This is a genomic window from Arthrobacter sp. D1-17, from assembly GCF_054130535.1.
The window spans coordinates 207,631-231,597 of sequence record NZ_CP096382.1 but is presented as its reverse complement, the minus strand read 5'-3'; the positions used below and the strand labels follow the sequence as shown (position 1 = coordinate 231,597).

General features: G+C 66.7%; 17 protein-coding genes. 3 read left to right on the top strand and 14 right to left on the bottom strand.

Annotation, left to right across the window (positions count from 1 at the left end):
• Positions 1-130: 130 nt before the first annotated feature.
• The 6 genes from M1E01_RS01070 to M1E01_RS01045 all read right to left on the bottom strand — a co-directional run bounded on the left by M1E01_RS01070 (position 131) and on the right by M1E01_RS01045 (position 9,711).
• Positions 131-1,240, bottom strand: coding sequence for a FecCD family ABC transporter permease (locus M1E01_RS01070; protein ID WP_457973285.1), 1,110 nt, complete (start codon positions 1,238-1,240; stop codon positions 131-133).
• A gap of 6 nt (positions 1,241-1,246) precedes the next feature.
• Complete coding sequence (locus M1E01_RS01065) at positions 1,247-2,356, bottom strand: iron-siderophore ABC transporter substrate-binding protein (protein ID WP_457973284.1); 1,110 nt, start codon at positions 2,354-2,356, stop codon at positions 1,247-1,249.
• Between the two features lie 617 nt (positions 2,357-2,973).
• Positions 2,974-3,738: a hypothetical protein gene (locus M1E01_RS01060; protein WP_457973283.1), complete on the bottom strand. Its 765-nt coding sequence runs from the start codon at positions 3,736-3,738 to the stop codon at positions 2,974-2,976.
• A 213-nt stretch (positions 3,739-3,951) separates the two neighbouring features.
• Positions 3,952-7,422: an ATP-binding protein gene (locus M1E01_RS01055; RefSeq protein WP_457973282.1), complete on the bottom strand. Its 3,471-nt coding sequence runs from the start codon at positions 7,420-7,422 to the stop codon at positions 3,952-3,954.
• On the bottom strand, positions 7,419-8,261 hold the full coding sequence (locus tag M1E01_RS01050; protein ID WP_457973281.1) for a DUF4194 domain-containing protein: 843 nt from the start codon (positions 8,259-8,261) through the stop codon (positions 7,419-7,421). The genes M1E01_RS01055 and M1E01_RS01050 overlap by 4 nt, the downstream gene beginning before the upstream one ends.
• On the bottom strand, positions 8,254-9,711 hold the full coding sequence (locus M1E01_RS01045) for a DUF3375 family protein (protein WP_457973280.1): 1,458 nt from the start codon (positions 9,709-9,711) through the stop codon (positions 8,254-8,256). Before M1E01_RS01045 ends, M1E01_RS01050 begins: the two co-directional genes overlap by 8 nt.
• Positions 9,712-10,047: 336 nt before the next feature.
• Between M1E01_RS01045 and M1E01_RS01040 the strand changes: the two genes are divergently transcribed.
• The 3 genes from M1E01_RS01040 to M1E01_RS01030 all read left to right on the top strand — a co-directional run bounded on the left by M1E01_RS01040 (position 10,048) and on the right by M1E01_RS01030 (position 13,496).
• A complete protein-coding gene (locus tag M1E01_RS01040) occupies positions 10,048-10,350 on the top strand; it encodes a hypothetical protein (RefSeq protein ID WP_457973279.1) in 303 nt (100 codons plus the stop codon).
• A 62-nt stretch (positions 10,351-10,412) separates the two neighbouring features.
• Positions 10,413-12,452: an acyl-CoA dehydrogenase family protein gene (locus M1E01_RS01035; RefSeq protein ID WP_457973278.1), complete on the top strand. Its 2,040-nt coding sequence runs from the start codon at positions 10,413-10,415 to the stop codon at positions 12,450-12,452.
• A gap of 177 nt (positions 12,453-12,629) precedes the next feature.
• Complete coding sequence (locus M1E01_RS01030) at positions 12,630-13,496, top strand: TIGR04086 family membrane protein (RefSeq protein ID WP_457973277.1); 867 nt, start codon at positions 12,630-12,632, stop codon at positions 13,494-13,496.
• A 38-nt stretch (positions 13,497-13,534) separates the two neighbouring features.
• On the opposite strand, the gene M1E01_RS01025 is transcribed toward M1E01_RS01030, so the two are convergent.
• The 8 genes from M1E01_RS01025 to M1E01_RS00990 all read right to left on the bottom strand — a co-directional run bounded on the left by M1E01_RS01025 (position 13,535) and on the right by M1E01_RS00990 (position 23,727).
• Positions 13,535-14,506, bottom strand: a complete 972-nt coding sequence (locus M1E01_RS01025) for a hypothetical protein (protein WP_457973276.1) — start codon at positions 14,504-14,506, stop codon at positions 13,535-13,537.
• A 77-nt stretch (positions 14,507-14,583) separates the two neighbouring features.
• The gene (locus tag M1E01_RS01020; protein WP_457973275.1) at positions 14,584-14,829 is read right to left on the bottom strand and encodes a hypothetical protein; all 246 of its coding nucleotides are present in this window, start codon (positions 14,827-14,829) and stop codon (positions 14,584-14,586) included.
• Entirely contained in the window at positions 14,826-15,101 is a 276-nt protein-coding gene (locus M1E01_RS01015; RefSeq protein WP_457973273.1) for a hypothetical protein, read from the bottom strand. Before M1E01_RS01015 ends, M1E01_RS01020 begins: the two co-directional genes overlap by 4 nt.
• Before the next feature lie 62 nt (positions 15,102-15,163).
• Complete coding sequence (locus M1E01_RS01010) at positions 15,164-17,002, bottom strand: glycosyltransferase (protein ID WP_457973272.1); 1,839 nt, start codon at positions 17,000-17,002, stop codon at positions 15,164-15,166.
• On the bottom strand, positions 16,999-18,282 hold the full coding sequence (locus M1E01_RS01005) for a lipopolysaccharide biosynthesis protein (protein ID WP_457973271.1): 1,284 nt from the start codon (positions 18,280-18,282) through the stop codon (positions 16,999-17,001). The genes M1E01_RS01010 and M1E01_RS01005 overlap by 4 nt, the downstream gene beginning before the upstream one ends.
• The gene (locus M1E01_RS01000; protein ID WP_309032664.1) at positions 18,279-19,091 is read right to left on the bottom strand and encodes a glycosyltransferase family 2 protein; all 813 of its coding nucleotides are present in this window, start codon (positions 19,089-19,091) and stop codon (positions 18,279-18,281) included. The genes M1E01_RS01005 and M1E01_RS01000 overlap by 4 nt, the downstream gene beginning before the upstream one ends.
• A gap of 13 nt (positions 19,092-19,104) precedes the next feature.
• The gene (locus tag M1E01_RS00995) at positions 19,105-20,196 is read right to left on the bottom strand and encodes a hypothetical protein (protein ID WP_457973270.1); all 1,092 of its coding nucleotides are present in this window, start codon (positions 20,194-20,196) and stop codon (positions 19,105-19,107) included.
• A gap of 69 nt (positions 20,197-20,265) precedes the next feature.
• Entirely contained in the window at positions 20,266-23,727 is a 3,462-nt protein-coding gene (locus tag M1E01_RS00990) for an Ig-like domain-containing protein (protein WP_457973269.1), read from the bottom strand.
• Between the last annotated feature and the right edge of the window lie 240 nt (positions 23,728-23,967).

Here is a 23,967-nt window from a genome sequence, read left to right as displayed (position 1 = left end):
GCGGTTTTGAGGGCCTTACCTGCCCGTTCGCGCTCAGGTCGGGCGCGCTGAGTCGATTCGCGCTCAGGGCGGGGGGCCTCACATCTCCGTTCGCGCTGGTCTGTGGTGGCGGCGGAAGTCCGGAGGGGTGTCACAGCCCGGCCCCCTTGCCGCGGCGAACGAGCCACACGAAGACTGGGGCGCCAACGAGGGCGGTCATGATGCCGGCCGGAACCTCGCCGGGGAGCAAAACCACGCGCCCGATCACGTCGGACAGCAGGAGCAGGCCCGGCGCGAGCACCAGGGAAAACGGCAGGATCCAGCGGTAGTCCGGCCCCGTGAGGAAGCGGACGGCATGCGGTATGACGAGGCCGACGAACGCGATCGGCCCGGCTAGTGCGGTGGCGGATCCGCAGAGCAGCACGATGCCCAGCGCCGTCACGCCTCGGGTGAGGCCCACGCGCTGGCCGAGCCCACGGGCAAGGTCGTCGCCAAGGGCCAGGCTGTTCAGGATGCGGCCGGTGCAGAGCACGATCAGCGCCCCTGCGGCCAGGAAGGGGAGGCCGGGCAGGATGACGGACCAGTCGCGCCCGGCGATGCCGCCCACCTGCCAAAAGCGGAAGCGGTCCAGGGTGTCCTGGCTGGAAACCAGGATGACGTTCATCAGCGAGTACAGCCCCGCACTCAGGGCGGCCCCTGCGAGGGCGAGCTTGACCGGCGTCGCCCCGGCCCTGCCCATGGAAGCAATGAGGTAAACAGCGACGGCGGCTGCCGCGGCGCCGCCAAACGCGAACCAGATGTACCCGCCGAGGGAGGAAACGCCGAAAAGGTAGATGCCCGTGACCACGGCCAGGGCGGCGCCGGCGTTAACGCCGATGATGCCGGGATCGGCCAGCGGGTTGCGGGTGACGCCCTGCATTGCTGCACCTGCCAGGCCGAGGGCCGCGCCGGCGAGCAGCCCCAGGACGGTGCGCGGAATCCGGGCGTGGACGACGGCATGGTCGCCGTTGTCCGGGTTGAACTCCGTCAGTGCCTGCCAGACGGTGGCAAGCGGCAGGCCGCGGGCGCCCACGGCCAGCGACACTGCGCAGACGATGAAAAGTACGACGACGGCGGCCAGCAGCCACGCCGCTTGCTTGCCTGATGGGCTCCCCGACCGGGGAGCGCGAACGGGCACTTGAGGCCCTTCAGCCGCAGCCGCAGGGGCGCCAACTGTCCGTTCGCGCCCGGTGCCGCCGGCCGTCGTCGTACCTGGAGTCACTGCCGGCTACTTGACCGCGTCGGCAGCTTTACCGAGCTGCGGCAGGAAGGTGTCCAGTGACCAGGGCAGGCTCAGGGGCGAGGCGGCCGAGATCGAGAGGGTCAGCGTGTTGTCAGAGTCGGCAACCAGTGCGCCATTCTTGATGGCGGGAATCTGGCCGAGCAGCGGATCCTTCTTGATGGCGTCGCTGGTCTTGGCATCCGGGACCCAGGTCACGAAGACGTCGGATTCCAGTTCGTTGGCCTTCTCCGCAGACCAGGGCAGGAAGAATTCCTTGGAACCCTTGGACTTCTCCTCCACAACGGGGGCGAGCTCCATCCCGATGGAGGACAGGAAGCGAGGGCGGTTGTCATTCGTGGTGTATACGTTGACGCCGTCACCCTTGGCGGGCTCAAGGTTGCCGTAGATGAAAGTCTTGCCCTCGATCTGCGGGTACTTGGACGCCTTCTCCTTGATGGTGGCCTCGGTGTCGGAGACCAGCTTGGCGGCTTCGGCTTCCTTGCCGAGTGCCTTGCCGATAATGTTCGTGGAGTCCTGCCAGGAGGTGCCGTAGGCGACCTCGGGGTGGGCAACAACGGGAGCAATTTCGCTGAGCTTCTTGTAGTCCTCGGCGGTCAGGCCGGAGTAGGCGCCCAGGATGACGTCCGGGTTGAGCTTGGCAATCTCGGTGAAGTTGATGCCATCGGCCTCGGAGTACTGCACAGGGGCCTTTTCCGAGCCGAAGCTGGCGCCGAGCTTTTCGAGGGCGGCGTCCTTCCACGGAGTGGAGCCCTTGTCGTTGCCGCCCCACTCGTTCTTGGGGACACCGACGGGAACCACCCCGAGGGCAATGGCGACGTCGTCATTGACCCAGGAAATCGTGGCGACACGCTGCGGCTGCTTGTCGATCTTGGTCTCACCGAAGGCGTGCTTGATGGTCACGGGAAACTGTGCGCTGGAGGACTCGGCGGCGGATGAGACCGAGGAGGAGGCGGCCGGGCCGGTGGAGCAGCCGGTCAGGGCCAGGGCTGCGGCGGCCATGACGGCGGCGGCCTTGCCGGCGGTCTTGAGCAGGCCGCGGCGGGTAGTGGCGGCACCGGGCACACGGCCGGAGCCGGAGAAGAGGGGGGAAATCACGGAACTCCTTAGATGAATGAAGGGAACGTGAGTAAGGCTAGCCTATCCTCCCTCCAATTAAGAAAGCTTTGCGTCGCCTAATTCTTCGCATGACATGAAAATGCGAAGTTCTGCCTGGCGCGTTACCGTAGCTGGCCGGCGGGAAACGAACGACCGCACCTGCCCGACTGCCTTGCCAGCCGAGTCATCGAAAGCTTTTGCCATGCAAAAAGTCGCTGCGGAGCAGATCCCGTCGTCCTTCATTAGTGCCAGCCGCTCCGGGGCCGCCAGGCTCACCCCTGCCCCGGGACTTCGAAGAGCTCAACTGGGACCGACTGGACTTTCTGACTTCCTCTGCTGCGGCAACGTCCGGGCAGAACCCCGGCCAATGAGATCAACCCGGATCCGGGTGCGGTGGTTCTCCGCCAGATCGACAGCCTGGCCAGATCGACAGCCTGATGGCGCGGACGGAGCAGTTCCTGGACCGGGTCCAGGGGCAGCAGGCAGCCAAAATCCGCTAACCAGGCCCCGAAGCTGACCGGGCCCTTAAATGGCTGCTGGTTGAGCTTGTCGAAATCCAGGTTCAACAAGCTCAACCAACGGAACCACTCAATCTGCGGAGCCAGCCGCACGAGTATCTAGCGGTAGGAGATGCTCAGCAGGAGTGCCTTCAGGGCCTGCCCCTCGGCTCCTGCCAGCCAGGCCCTGGCGGCTGCGTCGCTGGCAAACGGCTTCTCGATGAACTGGACCTCCGCCACAAGCACATCCTTTCCGACGCGGATGATGCCGTCCTGTGCCAGGTCGGCGCCGGACGGCGGCGCCCCGGCCGTCAGGTGCATGCGGTAGACGGAGGCGTCCTCCATCCGGTCAGCATAGAAGGAGTAGTGGGCTACGGGAGCCGGCTGTTGCTGCAGGCCCGGAACCGGCTGGGTTTCAAAAACATCCCTGGTGACCGGGTGGGCCACGCCGTCGGCAATGTGCCCCGAGTAGATCATGGCCTGCCTGTTCCCGTCGGCGTCGTAGACAGTAGCTGTGCCGGACACCGGAAGCGTTGTTAGACCGGTGAAGAGTTCCACCCTCCACGTGGACGGGTATTTGAACGACACCTTGTCTCCCGGGAACGTGAAGGTGGCCAGGTCAGTAGAGCCTGGCGCGGCGGTGCCGGCCCCGGCAGCACCCGGAGCAGCAGCCTCCGGCGCTGCGGCATCTGACGGCTTTGCGCTTGCAGGTGCCGGCTTGGCAGTGGCGGGTGCGGACGTGGCGGGAGCCGAGGCGCCGGCAGCCGCTGCCGGCGGTGTCGCGTTGGTGGACGCCGACTCTGCAACTGCCCCGCAGCCGGCGAGGCTGAGGGCGGCAGCCGCAGCGAGGGCGGTGACGTAGGTGGCGCGGTGAGCAGAACGCATGAACGTGCCTTTCGTGAGGACGCCGTCAAGCTCGGCAGAGGGTGGCTCTGGCCCGCCGCGTGGGAGTGTTGATGACCCTGTGGAGCTGTGGCGAAGTGTTGATGCCCACCAGATTGGCATGCAGAAAAGCGCTCCCACTAGGGAAGCCAGGATATATCCATCGATTTGTTATAAAGCCGGGCGCAAGGTGACAGGGCCGCGCCCCGGCAATTTTCAGCGCAGCACGATGTCAACCGGGTTGGCCTCCGACCGCCACTGGCCTCCCAGCCCGGCCTTGGGCGAAATGACCGGGGCCGTAAGCACCCCTGAACGGTTGGTGCGCTTGTCCCGCAGGATCTCCGTGACGGAACCAAGATGCCTGGACAGGTCGATCACGTTCTCCGGGGCAGCGAGGAGCAGCTGGAAGCCGAACTCGTGCAGCGCCTTGATGCCTGCACCGGCGAATTCCTCCGAAGCCAGGACGAAGGCCTCGTCCATCATCACCGTGCCATATGTCGTGAAGCCCTGTTCGGCGATCCCCAGCTGGTAGCTCAGGGCGGCCGCCATGATGAACGCCGTGAAGCGCTGCCGCTCGCCCCCGGACATGGACCCGGTGTCGGCGTGCATGAAGACTTCCGTCCGCTTGCCGCCCTTGTTCGCCGTGGGCACGTCCACCTCGCGGTGCTCCTTGCACTGAATGAACAGGTGGCCGCGCACGTCCAGCACCTCGGCGCGCCACCGCCGGTCCTCCGGCGTCTGTGAACCCAGCCGCTTCACGAGCGTTTCCAGCGACTTGTAGCGGGCGGTGAGCTCGGCGTCGTCGTCCTGGCCAGCGGGAGCGGCATCCGCCTTGCTATGGCGCGTGTGGCGGGTCTTGAGCGCATTCTGGATGGCGTCCTTGAACTGCTTCGCGGAAGCCGGCAGCGTCTGTTTGATGTCCAGTTCCAGGAAGCTGCCCTCATGGAAGTTGACCTCCGACAGAATGCCGTTGAGCGGCAGGATGCGGCTCGTGATGGAGCGCCGCTCCTCGTCGAGCAGGTGCAGCAGCGTGCTGAATGACTCGTGGGTGCGCTGATTGAAGAACTGCCGGAACTCGGCCTCCTGCGCGGGCAGGCCGTCGCTGACGATGGCGTGGTAGCGGGCCTCGAATTCGCCGGCGGCGCCGATCGAGGTGCCGTGGTCGGCCGAGATCGCCGAGCCCCATTCGCGCACGAAGCCCTCGAAGATCCGGGTCAGGCGTTCCGCGGTGGCCTGGCCCCGTGATTCCGCGGCGTGCAACTCCCCCAGCAGCCGGGTCTTGACCCGCGCCGCAAGATTGTCCAGCTCGTGCATCTCGGTCACGTCGCCCAGCCCCTCGAAGTACGGCTCCAGGGTCGCGACGGTGGAGGACGACGGCGGCGCCTGGTTCAGGCGGATGCGTGCCGCTTCCAGCAGTGAATCGGCGGTGGTGAGGTGGTGGTCCAGCGCCTTGTATTCGCTCTGCAGCACCGCGGCCGCTTCGGTGCTGGTCTGATGCTTCTGGCGCACCGCCTCAATGTTGGCGCGCAGCGGTTCGAGGTCGGCCTGTGCCGCCAGGGCGTCCTTGAGCCGCTGTTCGATCTTCGCCAGCTCGTCCGCGGCGACGGCGGCAGAGACCTGTTCCCAGGGCCGGTTGTCACCGGCAACCCGCCGCAACGCCTCGAGCTGGCGGGTCATGCCCTGGTGGGACTCCTCCCGGCTCTGGGCCAGCTCGGCGGATTTGGCGAGCTCCTGCTGCAGGTCCGCCACCCGCGCGGCCACGAGCTCCAGTTTGGAGGCGTTGTCGAAGCCGAGGACGTAGTCCTGGCGGCTTGTGAAGCGGTCGTCCTTCTCTACGGTGTGCCGGTTGCGCTTGACCACGCCGCCCAGACTCAGGCCCTTGTCGAGCCCGGCGAGCTCGTCCGGGTTTTCGACGCAGGGGTAGGCGAAGTCCAAGGCGATGCGTTCACGGATCCAGGTGCTGGCGTGGGCGGCCGAGCCGTCCTTGTGCCCGGTGGTGAGGATGTCCAGCTTGGTCAGCAGGTCGCCGTCGGCCACGTCCTCAACAGCGAGCGCGCCACCCGAGAGCGGCTTGGACACGTCCACAGCACGCAGGGCGCCGCGGACCGCGTGGTCGTTCAGGTACCGCGTGACGGCGGCGAAGTGCTCCCCGGGCACCAGCAGCGTGGTGGCGAGGCTGCGCAGCGCACGCTCGGCGGCGGGCCGCCACCGTTCCTCCCCCTCGGCCACGTCGATGAGCTCGCCCCCGAAGGGCATCAGCTCCTCCGGGACACCCGTCGCTGCCGCGATGGCGGCACGGTTTTCAATGCTCGACGGCGGCAGCAGGGACTTCCGTGTCCTCAGCGACACGAGCTCCTGCTCCGCGGCCGCCAGCTCGCGCTTTTTCGTCGCGTGGAGGTCGAAGGCTTCGAACCGGAGCTCCTTCAGGGCCTCCGAGTCGTCCTGGAGCTCCGCCGACCGGGCAGCCGCCTGCTCGTGCGCCTGCTCCCAGCCCCCAGCCGTCCAGTCAAGCTCCAGACCGGCCTCGGTGAGCGCCTGGCGGGCCGCCTCCTCCACCTGCTGCCTCAGCTTCAGCCCGACCCGCGCATTCTCCAGCGACTGTTCGATGGAGGAGATGGCGTTGCCGCCCTGGTTGTTGTACTCGGCTTCCAGCTGGCGCAGTTCCTTGGCCAGGCCGTCACGGACAGCCCGTTCGGCACTGAGCTCCTTCGCTTTCGCCTGCGCGAGCGCCTTGAACCGGTCCAGCGTCTTCTCGTGGACTCCGACCGCGAGCTGCTGCCGGTACGCCTCAAATTCCTCGCCGGCCAGTTCCCGGAGCCGGTTGGCATCGAGCAGCGCCTGCGCATACTCGCGGTTAAGCTCAGGCACCGGAGCCAGCTGGTCACGCTGCTGGCGGACGTCCTCGAGGCGCTGCCGGATGGACATCAGGTTGCTGAATTCCTCGACCACGTCGTCCGCGGCGGCAAGCGTCGCCGGCGCATCCAGGACCTGGTCGCGAAAGAAGGTGTTGACGCTGCCGCCCAGGCCCTTGCCGGCCTGGATGACGCGGAGCAGCGGAAGCGCCTGGTCCGAGTTGATGCCCAGGAGCCGGCGGAAGCGTTCAGCGAAGGCCTTGTGCACGTCGAAGACCTGGGCCTCGGGAAAAATGCCCTCCAGGGCTGCCTTCGTGAACCGCTTCCCGGCGATGCCCTCGATCGCCGGGAGGTCCAGCGGCTTGTTATCGATCAGGTAGTACCTGCCGACGCTCGACTCCGTGCCGTTCTTTGGCAGGTCAAACAACGCCGAAACCGTCACCTTCGTACCGGCGGCGTTATCGAACGTCAGGGCGACGGCGGACCACGTCGCCCCCGGACGCTGGAAGGCACTCGCGGAGCCTTCACCGACAGCCTTGTCGCCCACCTTCCCCCGCATGTAGGTGAATGTGGTCCTCTTGTCCTCCACGGCACCACCGGAACGCTGGGCGGCGGCCTCGTTGGAGCGCGGCCTTGCGTCGAAGACGCGCAGCATGGCGTCGAACAGCGTCGACTTGCCGACGCCCGAGTTGCCGGTCAGCAACGTGCCGTTCCGGTCCACGTGCATTGTGTGCGCCCCGTGGAACGTGCCCCAGTTGACCACCTGAACCAAGGCCAGGCGCATCTGGCCCGGGTTCACCAGCTCGCTCATCGGCAGCATGGTTGCGATGCTCATCTGGCCTCCTCCGCTTCCTTGGTTGCCGGGCCGTCGGTCTCGGTGTCTTCTGAAGCGTTATCGCCGTCGAGCTCTATCAGCGGTTCTGTTCCTGACTGGTCCGCTGTGGCTGCCATGAGGGCCTCGATTTGGGACGGGATGTCACCGATGTTCTCGTACGGGAGGGCCAACGGGAGGGCGTTGGAGATTGTGTAGACGTCATCCAGTCCGGTAGTGAGCAGGAGTTGGCGGGCCAGGAGCTTGGCAATGGCACGGTTGACCACATCCGTGTCACGGAGCGCATCCTGCTGGCCTGCGGGCTGATAGTGCGCCACGAGCTCGCCGATCTCCTCACGGGTGATCGTCGGGTCGGTCTGGGCAGTGACATGACGGTCCAACAGCAGCCGGAGGCGGAGCAGCACAATTGTTTCCACCCGGCTCAGGGCACGCTGCTGGCGCAGAATGCTGGAGCGGGTGCTGCCGCCGATGGCTTCAGGGTCGACCGGACGCAGCACGGCGACCTTGCGCTCATGGTCCAGCTGCAGGGTGAGGAACAGTTCGGAAAGCCGGCTGCGGAGGATGAGCTGGTTGTCCAACAGGGTGGTCCACAGTTTTTCGTCCCGGCCGCCGTCGACGTACGGGCCTTTCAGCAGCTTCACCAGCGCCTGGCGCACCTTCATCGGGAGCACCCCGGTGTCACCGGGGAACAGGGCAGCGCCATCGACGAAGGTGTCCCTCGGGCGGACCGGGAAGGGGTCGGTTCGGGTATCGCTCCCCACCTCCCCCCTCACCTCGCCAGCTTGGCCAGGAAACCCGGCAGGTGTGGGTCCAGGGTCAACCAGCGGGGTTTCTTCAGTCATCAGAGTCCTTCGTGAGGGTGACCGCCGGCAGGTAGGCCTTGCGCGTGGTCCCGTCGATCTGTTCAAACTCGACGAGGTCCCAAACTTCGCGGTTGAAACCGGCGCCGTCGTGGAGGGCGTGCGAGAGCAATGCCCTGATGGAGTTGATGTGCCGTTCCTCTGAAGGGAGCTGCTGCCAGGCCTCTGCCAGGGTCGAGGCTCCGGCCATAGCGGTCCTGATGGCCTCGGGACGGGCTTTTGCCGTGCGGGGCGACCGCACGCGGTCGGAGTCGCTGAACGCGATCGGGTCGGCGAGCTTGGGCGGGGCCGCGAACTCATCGGGATCAAACAGCTTCACCATGGCCAGGGATTCGAAGCCGGCGTTATAGAGCACCGGACCCGGAACCAGGCCGGAGCGTTCGCGTTCGTACGGCAGGGAGCGGATGGCCTGCTCAGCTTCACGCAGCACCTTGCGGAGCCGGACGGACTGGCGGAAGTCATCGCTTTGAACATACGTGTTCAGGCTCTCGCTGAGCTTGCCGTAAATGCGCTGGATCTGGCTGTGCTGCTGGCGGAGCTCCGCGACGAGGTTCTTCAGGGTCTCCCGGTCCTCCGGAGACAGATCGTCCGCGAACTGGCGGCTGAGCACCTCCCCGATGGCCGACCGGAAGCGCAGCTGCTGCTGCGGGTCCTCAAGGAAGGCCGTGAAGGAGCGGAAGGTCCTGCCCTCGGGGCTTTGCCGCAGCCTTTTGTCGGCTTCGAGGACCTGAGCCATGGTGGCGCCCTTGGTCAGGGATTCCTCGATGATCTGGTTCCGGAGCTCACCCACAAGCTCCTCGATGCGGTCACGCATCTTCTTGTAGTCGGCGGGGAGACCGGCGGCGAGATCCAGAATGTTGCCGGCGGCTTCCACGGCTTCATCGTCGTCGAGCAGCCCATCAAAGTCGCCGGAACTGATGTCGTGGATAAGCTGTTGCCGCTCCTCGATCTCCTCCTCAAGCGCCTCCAGGCGGGCACTCTGATCCGGATTGGTCTCATTGGCGAGCTTTTCCACATCGCCAAGCAGCGTGCCCAGGCGGGATCCATTCAGGGTCGAACGTTCGCTGGACAGGCTATCCAGGAAGGCGAGCACGCGGGCGGCGGGCTCGGTGACTTCGTAGACGATCTGTCCGGACTGGTTCCGCCTCGTCAGGAACTGCTTCCGCGTCCATTCATCGCCGAAGGCCTTGCCGCTTGCGGCGCCGCCCAGCCCAGGGTCGTGGCGCCGGAGCTGCTCAAGGAAAGAGTCGACGTCGGCATGGAACTCTTCCAGCGGGAGCTGCGGCCGGACGCGGGTGAAGGAGGCCTGAAGCACCGCAATAACCCAGGGTGCGGAGCGGGTGAGCGCCCAGGCGGGTCCCTTGGTCAGGAGCTCGAGGTCCCGGAGCCGTGCGCTGATGGCATCAGCGGAGGACGTAGCGGACCGGGGCACGCACTCTCCTTAGGCAGGCGTCGGGGATGGTTGCGGCAGCGGGAAACACGAAAACTGCCAGATACAAGGTTAACGCAGAGCCACTTTCCACCGGCGCACTGGCAGGAATGGAGCTGACCCGCCTTCGGGATGGATGGGCGGGCAGCTCTGTCACCGAAGAAACGCAACGCATGTGGCTGATGAGGTTGGTGTGATCGGACTGTGACCTACGAAAGAGTATGGTTTCGATCCCGTATCAACATGGACGGCAGGCGCGGTCAGCTCTGGATGTGGCCGGGTCAGCGGACCTAGGCTCTTGCTACTGATCGAACCGCAGCAATGGCGCAGGGGGAAAGCATGGAGTTTGACCTAAGTGCAGTGGAAACAGCCACATTGGTGTTCATCGGGACTTTGGTGTTCGCCGTGGCCCTGGTTTTGTTCGTGACGGTAGCGGCTATGGCCGCTCTTGTCCTGGTGGGGGTCGGACGGCTCGCCTGGCTGATCGTCGCAGGCAGTCTGCTGGGCTTGGTGCACGGTATCAACCACCTGTGGGACCGGCTGGTGCACCACGCTTCCGGGGTGGAACTTCCGGCCGATTTTCAGGGCCAGCATTCCCCTAGCACGGGTACTTACCCGCGGGTAGCATTGAGGGACAGCTGAAGGGTTCTCCACCCGCGGCGGACCCATGGCTCGAGCCGTCTGACGGTTAGAGGAGATGTCCCATGAGCTCCGCCACCGAGAGTCCCGCCACTGAAGACCAGGCCGGACAGACCCGAACCGTTCGGCCCGTCGACAGCCCAGCCTCCGAGACTCCGGTCGCTGCTGAGAATATCGGGGCGGGTGCTTCCGCCGAGGATGCCCGGGCAGTCGCCGAGGCGGCCCGTGAAACAGCGTGGGAACGGCCCAGCTTTGCCAAGGGGCTGTACCTCGGCAACTTCGACGTGGGCCTCGTCCACCCTTGGCCCGCCGCCAAACCCGATGACGTGGAGCGCGGCGAGGCCTTCATGGAACGGCTCACCGCCGCGTGCCGGACGATGTCCGGCCGCGTGATCGAACGTGATGACAAAATTCCGGACGAGTATCTCAAACTGCTGGCAGACCTTGGCGTCTTCGGGATGAAGATTCCGCAGGACTACGGCGGCTTGGGGCTGTCCCTCGTGTATTACGGCCGGGCCCTTGGGTTGCTGGGATCGGTGCATCCCAGCCTCGGGGCCCTGCTCTCCGCCCATCAGTCCATCGGCGTGCCTGAGCCGGTCAAGGTCTTCGGCACCACCGAACAGAAGCAGGAGTACCTGCCCCGCTGTGCGGCAGGCGCCATCACTGCATTCCTCCTCACGGAACCCGATGTCGGCAGCGACCCCGCCCGGATGGGCAGTACAGCAGTTCCCACGGACGACGGCGAGGCGTACCTTCTGGACGGCGTGAAGCTTTGGACCACCAACGGCGTGATCGCCGAACTTGTGGTGGTGATGGCCGTGGTGCCGCGACACACCGATTCCGGTGGCGCCGTGCACAAGGGAGGCATCACGGCTTTCGTTGTCGAGATGGATTCGCCGGGCATCACCGTGGAAAACAGGAATGCCTTCATGGGCCTGCGCGGCATTGAGAACGGCGTCACCCGCTTCCACCAAGTGAGGGTTCCGGCAGCAAACCGGCTGGGCCGCGAGGGTCAGGGCCTGAAGATTGCCCTCACCACCCTCAACACCGGGCGGCTCTCCATTCCCGCACTCTGCGTTGCATCGGGCCGCTGGAGCCTGAAGATCGCCCGTGAATGGTCCAATGCGCGCACCCAATGGGGCCGGCCGGTGGGCAAGCACGAGGCCGTGGGCAAGAAGATTGCCTTTATCGCCGCATCGGCCTTCGCGCTGGACGCCGTCTTTGAGCTGTCCGCCGAGATGGCTGATGCCGGGCAGAAGGACGTCCGGATCGAAGCAGCACTGGCCAAGCTGTGGTCCACGGAGATCAGCTGCCGGATCGCGGACGAGCTTGTGCAGATCCGCGGCGGTCGCGGCTTCGAGACCGCCGACTCGCTGGAGGCGCGCGGAGAACGCGCTGTCCCCGCAGAGCAGCAGCTGCGCGATCTTAGGATCAACAGGATTTTCGAAGGCTCCTCGGAGATCATGAGGCTGCTCATCGCCCGGGAAGCCGTAGACGCCCACCTCACTGCAGCCGGCGATCTGGCATCGGCGGAAGCGAGCCTGCAGGACAAGGCCCGGGCCGCCGTCGGGGCTTCAGGCTTCTACGCAAAATGGCTGCCCAAGCTGGTGGCGGGCCCCGGCATGGACCCCCGGTCCTACAGCGGGTTCGGCCGGCTTGCCCGGCACCTGCGCTTCGTGGAGCGGTCCTCGCGGCGGCTCGCCCGCCAGACGTTCTACGGCATGGGACGGTGGCAGGCCGGGCTCGAACACAAGCAGGCATTCCTGGGACGGATCGTGGATATCGGCGCGGAGCTTTTCGCCATGGCCGCGTGCTGCTCCCGCGCGGAGATGCTGCTGCGCACCGCACCCGAGCGGGGCGCCGCCGCCTTCGAGCTCGCCGGGGCCTACTGCGATCAGGCCCGCGTCCGCGTGGACGAATACTTTGACCAGCTGTGGCGCAACACCGACGACGGCGACCGCGGGCTGTCGCGGAAGGTCCTAGCCGGGGATTACATGTGGCTGGAGGCCGGCGTGCTGGACCAGTCCGAGGGCACCGGACCCTGGATCGCGGACACCACACCCCGGGCTTCCGACAGGGAGAACCTGCACCGCAAATACCGCTGATTGCGGGAAGTGACCCCTCCGCCCGCGCCCTGGACGGCGCGAAAACCTGAATAGTAAGCATCCTTGCTATCAGGGATTGAACGGAGTTAGCTAGAAGTGGGGCCGCGGTTCGGTCCCAGCATTGCGTTGCCCGGCTTAGACCTTAAGCCAGGTCCGTTCAGTGAAAGTGAGATGTTCATGAGCAGCCCGATCGGTTCCGAGGAAAGACGGCCGCGGCATAACCAGCCCGAGCACAGCGCCGAGGACACTCCCGTGTACGACGCCACGCACTCACGCGATGCGGATGCGCGGAACAGCGGCAGCAGCGGACGGGACACCGACACAAGCACCAGAGCCATGACCACCCCGGTTCCCCGCTCTGAGCGGGAGAACGATGCCGACAGGGCGTACACGGCCGAGCGGGACTACACCCCCGACACGGGCAGTGATGGCACGCGGCCGCACTCCGACCCCAATCTCGCCTCACGCGAGACCGCGATCGCCCGCGAGAAGCAGGCATTCGGAGGGGTCAAAGTCGGCTCGGCATTCTTCGGCTGGCTGGCGGCCACAGGCATGGCAGTCCTGCTGACAGCCCTCGTTGCGGCAGCGGGAACGGCTGTGGGACTGGCCACCAACCCTGACATCAACTCCGCCCTGGGGCAGGCGGCCTCAAACCAGACGGTGAGCCTCGTGGGCATCATCGTGCTTCTCGTGATCCTCTTCGTATCCTATTACAGTGGGGGCTATGTGGCAGGCCGGATGGCGAGGTTCAATGGTGCGAAGCAGGGCATGATGGTCTGGATCTGGGCGCTTATCGCCGCGGTCATCATCGCCGTTCTGGGAATGATCGCCGGTGAACAGTTTAATATCCTGGCCCAGCTGAACAGTTTCCCGCGGATTCCGGTCAATGAAGGCCAGCTCACTACCACCAGCATCATCGCCGCGGTTGTGGTCGCGGCAGTTGCGCTCGTGGGCGCCGTCGTCGGAGGAATGGCCGGCATGCGCTTCCATCGCAAAGTGGACCGCGCCGGATTTACACCAACAGCAGACTACGAAGAGCACTAGATTCGTCCCGCACGCAGGTGCGCTGACACAGTTCCGGCTCAGCCACCGTCCGGACGCCAGTACCGCAGTCCGCCGCTGGTGGTGCCGTCCGGAGCGACGTCAACCACGGCGTAAGGAAACGCACGACGGTCCGACTGGTCAGGTCCGCGACCGCGGACATCCGAAGACCACGTGCCGGTGTTGACGTACCGGGTGGGGCACTCCTCAAGCGTCGACTCGAAGGCCCGGTGGGTGTGGGCCGAGACGTACCAGGCCACCCCGAAACCATGCGCCTCGAGGGTGCGTGCGAACCGGCCCGCTGCAGCAGGAGCCTCCGCGCCGCCGACCCTGCGCCCCGCGGCCGCGAGCGCCATGCGGGTCGCGGCGACCGGAAGCGCCGACACTGTCCGGAACCGGGACAGGCGCGCCAGGTCCCGAACGGCCAGCCCGTCCAGCGCGAGCCTCAGTGACTCGGTCTGCAGCAGCTCGTCGTATGCCAGTTCGCGGACACGGCGTTCCGCGCGCTCCGACGCCAGGCAGGCCCGCGCAACGGCCCGGGCACGGCTCAGGCGCGACCCCGACGGATGGGCATTCCACGCAGCGAGCGGAGGCAGGTCCAGCTCGTCCGTGCCGTTGACCGCCGCGCGGAGCACTTCGGGGATCCGATGCAGCGCGTGGTGCTGGTGCCCATGCTCGGCCACCAGCACGCGGGGCACGTGGAGGAACCACGGGTACACCCGGACCCGCGTCCGGTCGGCGGGTGACAGCAACGCCGCCAGCCGCGCGGCAACCGAGGGCCGGGCCAGCTCCACGTCGTGATTGCCGCACACGAAGTGCAGCAGCACGCCGCGTGCCGCACACTCCTCCAGCGTCTGGAAGGTATCCGGATGACGGGTAAGGATGGCCTCGAGCCGGGCCAGACTCTCGTCCTCCCCGAACCCGACCAGCTCGAACGTGTCACCAACGAAGGCGACGTGCTGCTGCGGTCCGGAGGCAGCGAGCACTTCGCAGCGCAGGAACTCGGGCAGCATTCTGCCAGGGCACCGGGGGTCATCATCCGATAAACCCAGATGGATGTCGCTGAGGAGCCACCACCGGGCCGCGCGGCTCACGCGAGCAATCCCAGCACGCGTGGCATGAAGAGGACGAAGTACATGACCCACATCACGGCGACGACCCCGCGGCTCACCGTTCGTCCGAGCAGCCTTTGGCGCGGGGGCTGCCCGGTGTTTGCTCCCGCGGTGTTTGCTCCGGCGGTGTTTGCTCCGGCGCGGCGCACCTCGAGCGCGATCAGGGTGATGAGCAGGGCGGCAGCGGCGAGCAGTCCCGCCAAGTCGATCAGCACGTTGATCATGACGCAGCCTCCTGCCTTGCGCGTGCCATGCACGCGAGGACGGTTATGATGCCCATCGTGACGACGCACGCCTGCCACGACCACACAGCGAGGTAGAACATCGCCGTGGACACTGCCGTGAGCGTGGCAAGGCCAAGTACCAGGACGAGCAGCGCGCCGAGCGCGAGATCGGTCACCTGCGTGAGCCGGGTCAGTGCCTGCCCCGGAAGCAGGACGAGGACCGCTATCGCGGCGACAGTCTGCAGTGGTGTCGGCAGCCCGATGAGTGTCACCAGCGACAGCGCGACGGCCGCGAGACCGAGCGCCGCAGTGAGCCGGCTGACGCCGCCGCCGCTCATGGCGTCACCCGGTAAGCGCGTGCATCGACGTTGCTGAAGGCGAGCTCCACGCCGTCCTGTGCACTGAGCCATTTCTCCAGCTCAGCGAGGTCGTGCTCGCTGCTGGCGCCCTGGAGCACAAGACTCGCCTCCGACGAGCGTGTGAGCAGCACCAGCGCACCGGCAGAGTTCTTCCGGGCGTAGTCGTACACGACGGGGCCGCATGTCGCCGTCGAAAAGTCGGACTGGCACAGGTCATCGATCGTCCGATACCGGTGTTCGAGGTAGGCCTCGCTGCGCCACGGGGTCGGATGGGCAACCGAGATCATCGCCGAGCCGGGGGGCGCGAGGCCCTGCACGGCCGCGACAGCGGCAATCTCATCGTCGCTAAAGACGTCATACTGCGCGTTTCCGAACCGGCCCGTCACTGTCAGTACAGCCAGCAGGAAGCAGGTGAGCGCAAGGCCTCCCGCGGCAAGGACGGACGAGCGTGTGCTGCCGCTCGTGGGAAGGGCGTCCGGGGAAAGGGAGGAGGGGCGTGTGTTGCCGTCCGTGGGAAGCAGGACGGAGCATGCCTGCAGGGCGATGAAGGGCAGCGCGAACAGCGAGACGCGGATGAGCATTTCCCCGCCGTACACCTGCGCAGGGAAGAGCAGCAATGGGGTGACGGCGAGGAGAACCACCCGGATGTCGAGGCGCCCTCTGCGCCAGTCGCGCACCGCCCCCGCTGCGGCGAGCGCCCACAGCGCGAGGGTGAGAACAACCCGGAGCTGCACCACGAGCACGTGCCCATCGGTCCCGCTCCAGCGGTCGACGACGTTCGCCTCAGCCGCGGCCTGCAGTCCTGCCTCCGCCAGGGGTGGGTGCCCGAGGAGGTATTCACTGGCGGGGTAGGCGAGCCATAGTGACAGCATGACGGCGGTGATCAGGGGCAGCCGGCTGGGCCAGACACGCCCGCTCAGGGTGAGAGCCGTCATGGCGATGAGCACCACGAACGGTGTCAGCTGATGGCTCGCGCAGATGACCGCCACGAGCAGGAGGGCCACCGCGAGTGCGCTTGCCCGGTGCCGGGGCCGTGACTCGGCGGGTGACCGCCCTTGCCACCACGCCGCCAGGTCGGGGCGCCGGAAGCTCCGGATCCCGGGAGCCCGCGCGGCCAGCGGGCCGACGAGCAGCGCGATCACGACAAGGTACAGGAAAAAACCGAAGGCCTGGGGAGACAGGTAGTCCTGGTCATGCCAGTTGCCGAGGCAGAAGAGCCAGAGGGCGAGCCAGCGCCGTCGCGGGTCGCGCGTCAGGTATCCCGTCAGCACGCCCAGGGCAGCGAGCCAGAGACCCATGTTGAGCACCGGTGCCCAGAGGGCAACGGCCACAGGGTCGAGACCGGTCGCCCTGAGCACCGTTGCCAGGAGGGCGAAGAAACCCGGCCAGTTGAAGTACCCGTCGATCTCCGGGTCGATCCCTTGCATGCGCGAGAGGGCGTCGGCGATACCGAGATGACGGAATGCGACCTCACCCCGCGGTACGTCCGTCACGAAGGCTGCGGTCCCAAAGAGCATGAGCACGAGCACCACGACGAGCCCCATCATGACTGGTCGGCGCGCAGGTCCTGTGGCATCCCCCCGCAGCGCCACCACGAAGGCGACGTTCAAAAGCAGGACCCCCACCCAGAACGGGTAGGGCAGCACGGCGACGAGTCCCAAGTCGCTGTTCACGGGCACGGCCACCGTAGAGGCGGCCCCCGCGGCAAGCGCCAGCGACACGATGCCCGCCACTGCGCACCATACGTCACGGGGCTTCCAGCGTCCCTCGTTGCGGCTTGTCGCATCAAGCGTGTCGATCATTGCGCGACTCATCGCTCCTCCTGAGTAACGTGCCGAAGGACTGCGACCAGCCGGAGACCGGCCGCCGCGGCCCCGATGGAGAGCACTACCAGCCAGGCAAGGGCCATGGCGCTGGCGCCCCGGTCGGCGGCCGACAGCGCTGAGGCGCAAAGGGCCACGCCGAGCGTCACGCCAACCACAATCGCCTCCGTGTAGAGGCCGCGGGCCCTGCACACGGCGTTGTAGGCCTGCAGCACCGCGTACGGCACCAGTCCGGCCGCCAGCCACCGCAGAGCGCCGGAGGACGCGTCGGCGTACCGCTCCCCCAGCAGACTGAGCAGCGGGTGGGCGAAGATGACGAGTACGACGGCTGCCAGACCTCCTACAGTGAGCGACCAACGAAGACTCGCCCAGGTGGTCGACACCAGGCGGTCCGCGTCCCGGACACCCTCGGAGAACTGGACGATGCCCATCAGCGTCGGAGCGGTATAAGCGGCCCATGCCATCATCCACGCCGGATACCAATAGGCGGCGGCCTCCGGCGCCACCATGTGCGCGAGCAGGAGGGGCAGCACCAACCCGGGGGCGCGCTCGCTAAGGGTAAGAAGCTGGTGCGGAAGGCCCAGCGCAAGCAGTGGACGGCCGCGCGCCGGGCGCAAGGACGGTCGCGGCCGGTAGCCGACAAGTCTTCGCAGCTGGACCGCACCGACGACGCACGCCACCGTCGCCCCCAGGGTCCAGCAGGCCAGCAGCACGTCGGCGGAGGCGCCGTGCGCCTGCCAGGCCACGATCGCTGCAGCCCCGAATGCGACCGTGCCGCCCAACGCATACCTCAAGGACGCGCTGGCACCGTGTCCCAACGCCACGAGCGCCTGATCCAGCACGATGACCAGGGTGCCGGTGACGGCAGCCACGAGGAACGTGAGCCAGAAGAGCACCGATGCCGAGCCCGTGTCCGGCATCACGGCTGACTGCAGCACGAGGTAGCCGAGGGCCAGCACGGTGCCGGCTACACCCACAATGGCGAATGCTGCGTCCAGCACCCGCGCAGGCGGCTCCCCTCGCCCCACCGCGACGATCACGGCCGACCCGGCGCCCAACACCGCGAGCTGCGTGCAGATCATCACCGCCGAGACTGCGGCCGTGGTGAGCCCGACCTCACGGTCGGACGCCGCGTGCGCGGCCACGATCCAGAAGGCGAAGCCCGCGCCGGTCTGTGCGGCCTTGCCCGCAACGAGACCGAGCGAGCTGTGCAGGGGGGAGTGCCGGACGGTCGGGGCGTCCGTGACAGCGGTCTCCCGCTTAGCCCTCATGACGCGACACCCCTGGCCAGGCCCACGTAGTTGTACCAGCAGAAGGCGACGTAGTAGCGCAGCCACCGAGGCTGGCCAGCGGCCAGGCTCAAGGCGCTGCCCCGGACTGCCGCGGCGGCGGGCAGCAGCGCCAACCTCGCACCGCGCCAGCCGTGCTTGCGGATCATCCTTCCCAGTCCCGTTCCGTCCATGAGGAACTGGTCGAGCGCGAAATTGAAGTCGTCTGCGGCGAAGCGATGTTCGACGAAGACCCGGCGTGACACAGCCGTTCGCAGCCCCGAGTCCCGCATCCGCCAACGCAGCTCGATGTCCTCCCCTGACTTGAACGCGTCGTCAAAACCCACGCCCAGCATCAGGTCTCGGTCGACGAGCGTCGCCACGAGCCCGAACCAGTTGCGGCTGCGCCCGGTGCGATGGTGATGTGCCAGCGCCTGCCCCCAGTAGCCCGGCCCGGCGACACTTTCCAGGCCCGCCTGGAGGGCGTCGTAGCCGCCCTCGACCAGCTCGGTGAGCAGGTCGGCGACCCCCGTGGGCCCGAACACGACGTCGGCGTCGACGAGTAGGACCCAGCGGGTGCTGCTGCTCTGCACTCCGAGCGTTCGCGCCAATGGCAGGCCGCGGCCCTCGTCACTCAGGACCCGGGCACCGGCCGCGAGGGCGATGCTGACCGTGTTGTCGGTGGAGCATCCGTCCACCACGATGATCTCGGCGACGCCGGACTGACGCAGGGCCTCCAGGCAGCGCGGTAGCAGGTGCTCCGCGTTACGGGCAGGAACGACGGCGGTGACTTCGGCAGGGCTGTGGTCCACTGTGTCCCACCCCTCAGGCTTGCTCTTCGAGGACCGACGGCAGCAGCTGCTCGAGATACCGGACGATGTCGTCCGACGCCTCGTCGGCCGTGTATGCGGAGGGCACCTGCAGCAGGTGGCAGGGCCGTCCGTCGAGCGCCTTGCTCAGCACGATCCCCTTCGCCACGAAGTGCTCCCGCCACGGGAGGACGGATGTGGCCGCCAGACCGGTCACGACCTGCTGCGAGAATCCCGCCATCTCAATGTGGAAGTTTCCAAGCATGCGGTCGACCATCCACTCGCTCGTCCGCTCGGCAATCCGGGACCGGGCGCCCTCGAAGCGCTCGACGTAGATGGCGGCCGCGAGCGGGGCCGACGTCGTTACTTCCCGGTCCGGGAACGCGGTCCCCGGGGCGACCATGCGGTGCTCCGGCGACCATCGCCGGGAGAAGTCCGCGAGTCGCGGATAACGGATGACGTACGGGTGCACCACCGTGGTGAGACGGCCGACGCTGTTTGAGAGCCGTGACGGGATGAGGGGCTTCCGGACCCCCTGGAACAGGTGCGGGTAGATGGCCCTGTGGTGCGGTTTGATGAACATCGGCTTTGCGTATCCAAGCAGCGTGGCGTCCTCGGCGAGGAAGGCCCAGTCGTCGCCCATGAACGACCACCCCTCGCGCCGCATCAGCTTGGCGACAGTGCTCGTCTTCCCGGTCCCTCCGGCAGCGGGAAGCGCGATCGCGTGACCCCGGTACGCCATCGTTGCCGCGTGGATCATGCCGGCTCCCCGTCCGACCATGGCAGCATCGAGGACAGGGACCACGGAGGTCAACAGCTCGCCGGGTCCATGAATGCGCCATTGCTCTGCATCCCTCACGACCTGGACCCGATCGTCTTCGAAACGCACGCTGTTCCCCGTGTACGCGAGTTCGTGCTCTAGCAGACCGGCGTCCGGCATCGGCTCGGGCCCGTCATCGACGACGATGTCGGCCGGGCGTTCGATGTCGGTGGCGAAGCAGGCCAACATGCTCTGAAGCTGGGTCGCTGCCGGCGCCTTTGCGTCAACGCGGATCGCGACGCGGCCGTGGATGTCGAAGTGCAGTGCCTTGGTCTGCCTGGTGCGCATGGTCGTCCCCTGTCTGGTGTCTTGTCGGTCTGGTGGTGTTGCTGGTATGGCCGGTGTCGAAGATGTCCCCTACTTCACTGTGATCACCAGTTTGGGTGCGGCTGTGCTGCCGGCTTCCTTGGAGTTGAGGTCCAGGCCGTCGCTGCTGCTGGAATCCAAGCCCAGTGAGAGCTGTTGGCCGAGTTCACCGGTCAGGCCGCTGACGGTCAGAGGAACGCTGTAGTTGGTGTTGGTCGTTGTCGGGCCGAGCGTGCCGATGCTGGTGCCGAGCGCCGGGCGGTTGCTGTACGTGATCGCACCGGTCCCGCTCTCGGTCCAGGTGTCGGTGGTGACCAGCTTGACGTTCTGCGTACCCGTGGAGCCGCTCCCGGCGCTGCGCAGCTGCAGCGTTGCGCTCTCCAGGGTCCTGCCCGCGTAGGCGGACAGGTCGAACTTCAGGTACGCGACCTCCACCGGACTGTTGTCCACGCCCAGCAGGGTGCTCGTGCCGTAGTTCGTCGTCGTCGCCCCGCTGGAAACGTAGCTGTCAGCGGTGGCCGTGAGCGTGACGGTCTCCGACGTGCCGCCGCCCGCGGCAGCCGTGGTGAACGTCCACGTCCTATCCGCCGCCAGCGCGTTACCGGCAACATCCTTCACCCCGGCGGAGCCGCCCTTGATCGTCGCCGTGTACGTCGTACCTGCTGCCAGATCGGCGTTGGGGTTCAGCGTCGCGGTCCGGTCCGTGCCGGTGTACGTCACAGCGGCCGGCACCGTCGTCGTTCCCGTGCCCGTCCCCGTCGTCAGCGTGAACGTGTCCGTCGTGACCGTCGCGGCATCCATCGCCTCGGAGAAGGTCCCGGTCACGTTCGCCGTCACCGCCACGCCGGTTGCACCGGCAGCCGGAGACGTACCCGTCACCGTCGGGGCGGTCGTATCACCAGGGGTGCCGCCACCACCGCCACCGCCGCCGCCCAGCGTGATCACCAGTTTGGGTGCGGCCGTGCTGCCGGCTTCCTTGGAGTTGAGGTCCAGGCCGTCGCTGCTGCTGGAATCCAAGCCCAGTGAGAGCTGTTGGCCGAGCTCACCGGCCAGGCCGCTGGCCGTCAGGGGAACGCTGTAGTTGGTATTGGTCGTTGTCGGACCGAGCGTGCCGATGCTGGTGCCGAGCGCCGGGCGGTTGCTGTACGTGATTCCGGTTTCGGTCCAGGTGTCATCAGCGACCAGCTTGACGTTCTGCGTACCTGTGGAGCCGCTCCCGGCGCTGCGCAGCTGCAGCGTCGCGCTCTCCAGCGTCCTGCCCGCGTAGGCCGACAGGTCGAACTTCAGGTACGCGACCTCCACCGGACTGCTGTCCACGCCCAGCACGGTGCTCGTGCCGTAGTTCGTCGTCGTCGCCCCGCTGGAAACGTAGCTGTCAGCGGTGGCCGTGAGCGTGACAGTCTCCGACGTGCCGCCGCCCGCGGCAGCCGTGGTGAACGTCCACGTCCTATCCGCCGCCAGCGCGTTACCGGCAACATCCTTCACCCCGGCGGAGCCGCCCTTGATCGTCGCCGTGTACGTCGTGCCCGCTGCCAGGTCAGCATCAGGGTTCAAGGTCGCAACCCGGCTAGTGCTGTCGTACGACACAGCGGCCGACACCGCTGTCCCCGTCCCCGTCGCCGTCCCCGTCCGCAACGTGAATGTACCCGGCGTGACCGTCGAGGTATCCATCCCCTCCGAAAAGGTCCCCGTCACATTCGCCGACACCGCCACACCCGTCGCACCATCAGCCGGAGACGTACCCGTCACCGTCGGAGCCGTCGTATCACCACCGCCGGCGGTAGCCGTGGTGAACGTCCACGTCCTATCCGCCGCCAGCGCGTTACCGGCAGCGTCCTTCACCCCAGTGGAGCCGCCCTTGATCGTCGCCGTGTACACCGTGCCCGCTGCCAGCTCCGCATTCGGGTTCAACGTCGCAACCCGGTTCGTGCTGTCGTACGTCACAGCGGCCGACACCGCTGTCCCCGTTCCCGTCGCCGTCCCCGTCCGCAACGTGAACGTGGCCGGAGTGATCGTCGAGGTGTCCATCGCCTCCGAAAAGGTCCCCGTCACATTCGCCGACACCGCCACACCGGTCGCACCATCAGCCGGAGAAGTACCCGTCACTGTCGGAGCCGTTGTGTCGCCGCCGCCGCTGCCGCCGCTGGGGTCGTAAGCGTGCCAGTACCGGCTGGTGGCGTTCACATCGGCCAGCAGCAGCAGACCGCTGTTCGCGGTGCCCCGCGCCGCGCTGTTCAGGTTTTGCTTCGTCGAGGTCACGTTGTGGACATACTGGTCGGCGTCCACGATATGAGCCGTCTTCGTGGTGGTGAAGCTGAAGTTGCCGGTGATGTCGCTCAGTGACGCGGACTTCTCGTAGATCGCACCGCCCGAGGTGGTGCAGACACCGGCGTTGGTCGTGCCGCTGGGCTTCGGATAGGTAGCGAAGGTCCGCAGCCTCTGCGTGCTCTCATCAATCAGGACAATCACCCGGTTCGGGCACTCCGCCACCGTCGCGATCGTGTGCGCCGACCATGCCGAGGTCGCATTATTCAAGGCCAACAGCTGGATCAGCGGCTGGGACGCCGACGTGAACGACGTCTTAATGGCCGCGAACACCCGGCCGCCGGAGGAATCCAGCCACTTCAGGTTCATATGGTCATCACCGCTGCGCTGCCCGTCCACCGCCGCCACAGGAGTGGTCCAGGCGGTGTTCGCCGCTCCGTCGACGTGGTAGCTCCAGTACATGCCGTCGGTGGCGTCACCGACCTGCCGGCTCCACATCACCCCGATCTTGCCCGGCCCGAACGCGATCACAGCCGAGGTGTCATCCACCGACACGTTGCTCAATGCCGCAGGATGCGGGAACGGCGTCCCCCACGTTGCTCCGTCCGTGCCGGTGACGTTCAGGTAGATCCGGTTCCCCTGCTGCCAGGTAGCCCACACCCGGCCCGTGGAGTCCTTATCGATGGTCAGGGCCTCAACACGGTGGTTGTTGATGGTTGACGAACCCCGCAGCGTGTACGTCTTGCTCGTCGCGTTGTAGCTGTAACGCCGCATCGTCGTCGGATAGTTCGGCTCGGCCGGCAGGCCGTCGTTGACGAACCGGTAGCTCGCCACGTACAGCGTTGTCCCGTCCCACAGCACGTCATGATGGGTGTTCGCCCGCGTGTCTGTCGCCACACCGGTATCAACCCACGAGCTGGTCGCGGCATTGAACCGGAAGATATGAAAATCCGAGCTGGCAGTGTCCCACAGGTTCCCCCACCAGGACCCGTCGTTGAACCACAGGCCACTCGTCGCCCGCTTCGAACCCGTCGGCGTCCCCGTCCCCGTATGCGAGGGACCCTCAACCCCAACGTCACCCGGGGCGGCCGACGCCGGGACCGGCACCACCAGGACACCACTCAACGCAAGCAGCACCGCTGTCAGCAGTGCCGGGAACCTTAAGTTCCGCGACGCGCGTAGACGAAGACCACCTCCACGCCTTACGCCAAACCAGGAAGTCCTGCGACCCCCAGCACGCCCGCCCATGTGAAAAGAGGTATCCAGCGACACTAGCCTCACCACTCATTGGAGTTGTTTGCCTATGCCAGTCCCTACCAACCTTCCCGGTTGGGTACGAGAACTCGAAGCCCCTGCTGCTGCGGTCCTGGCAACTTGCTTACACTCCCCCCTCGGAACATGTTCAGCCGAGCAAGTTATAAAAAGCTTGGGATTTCTTGAGCCGGCCCCAGTGTTAGGGGTTTAAAAATCTTGGGAACCGTGCATGGG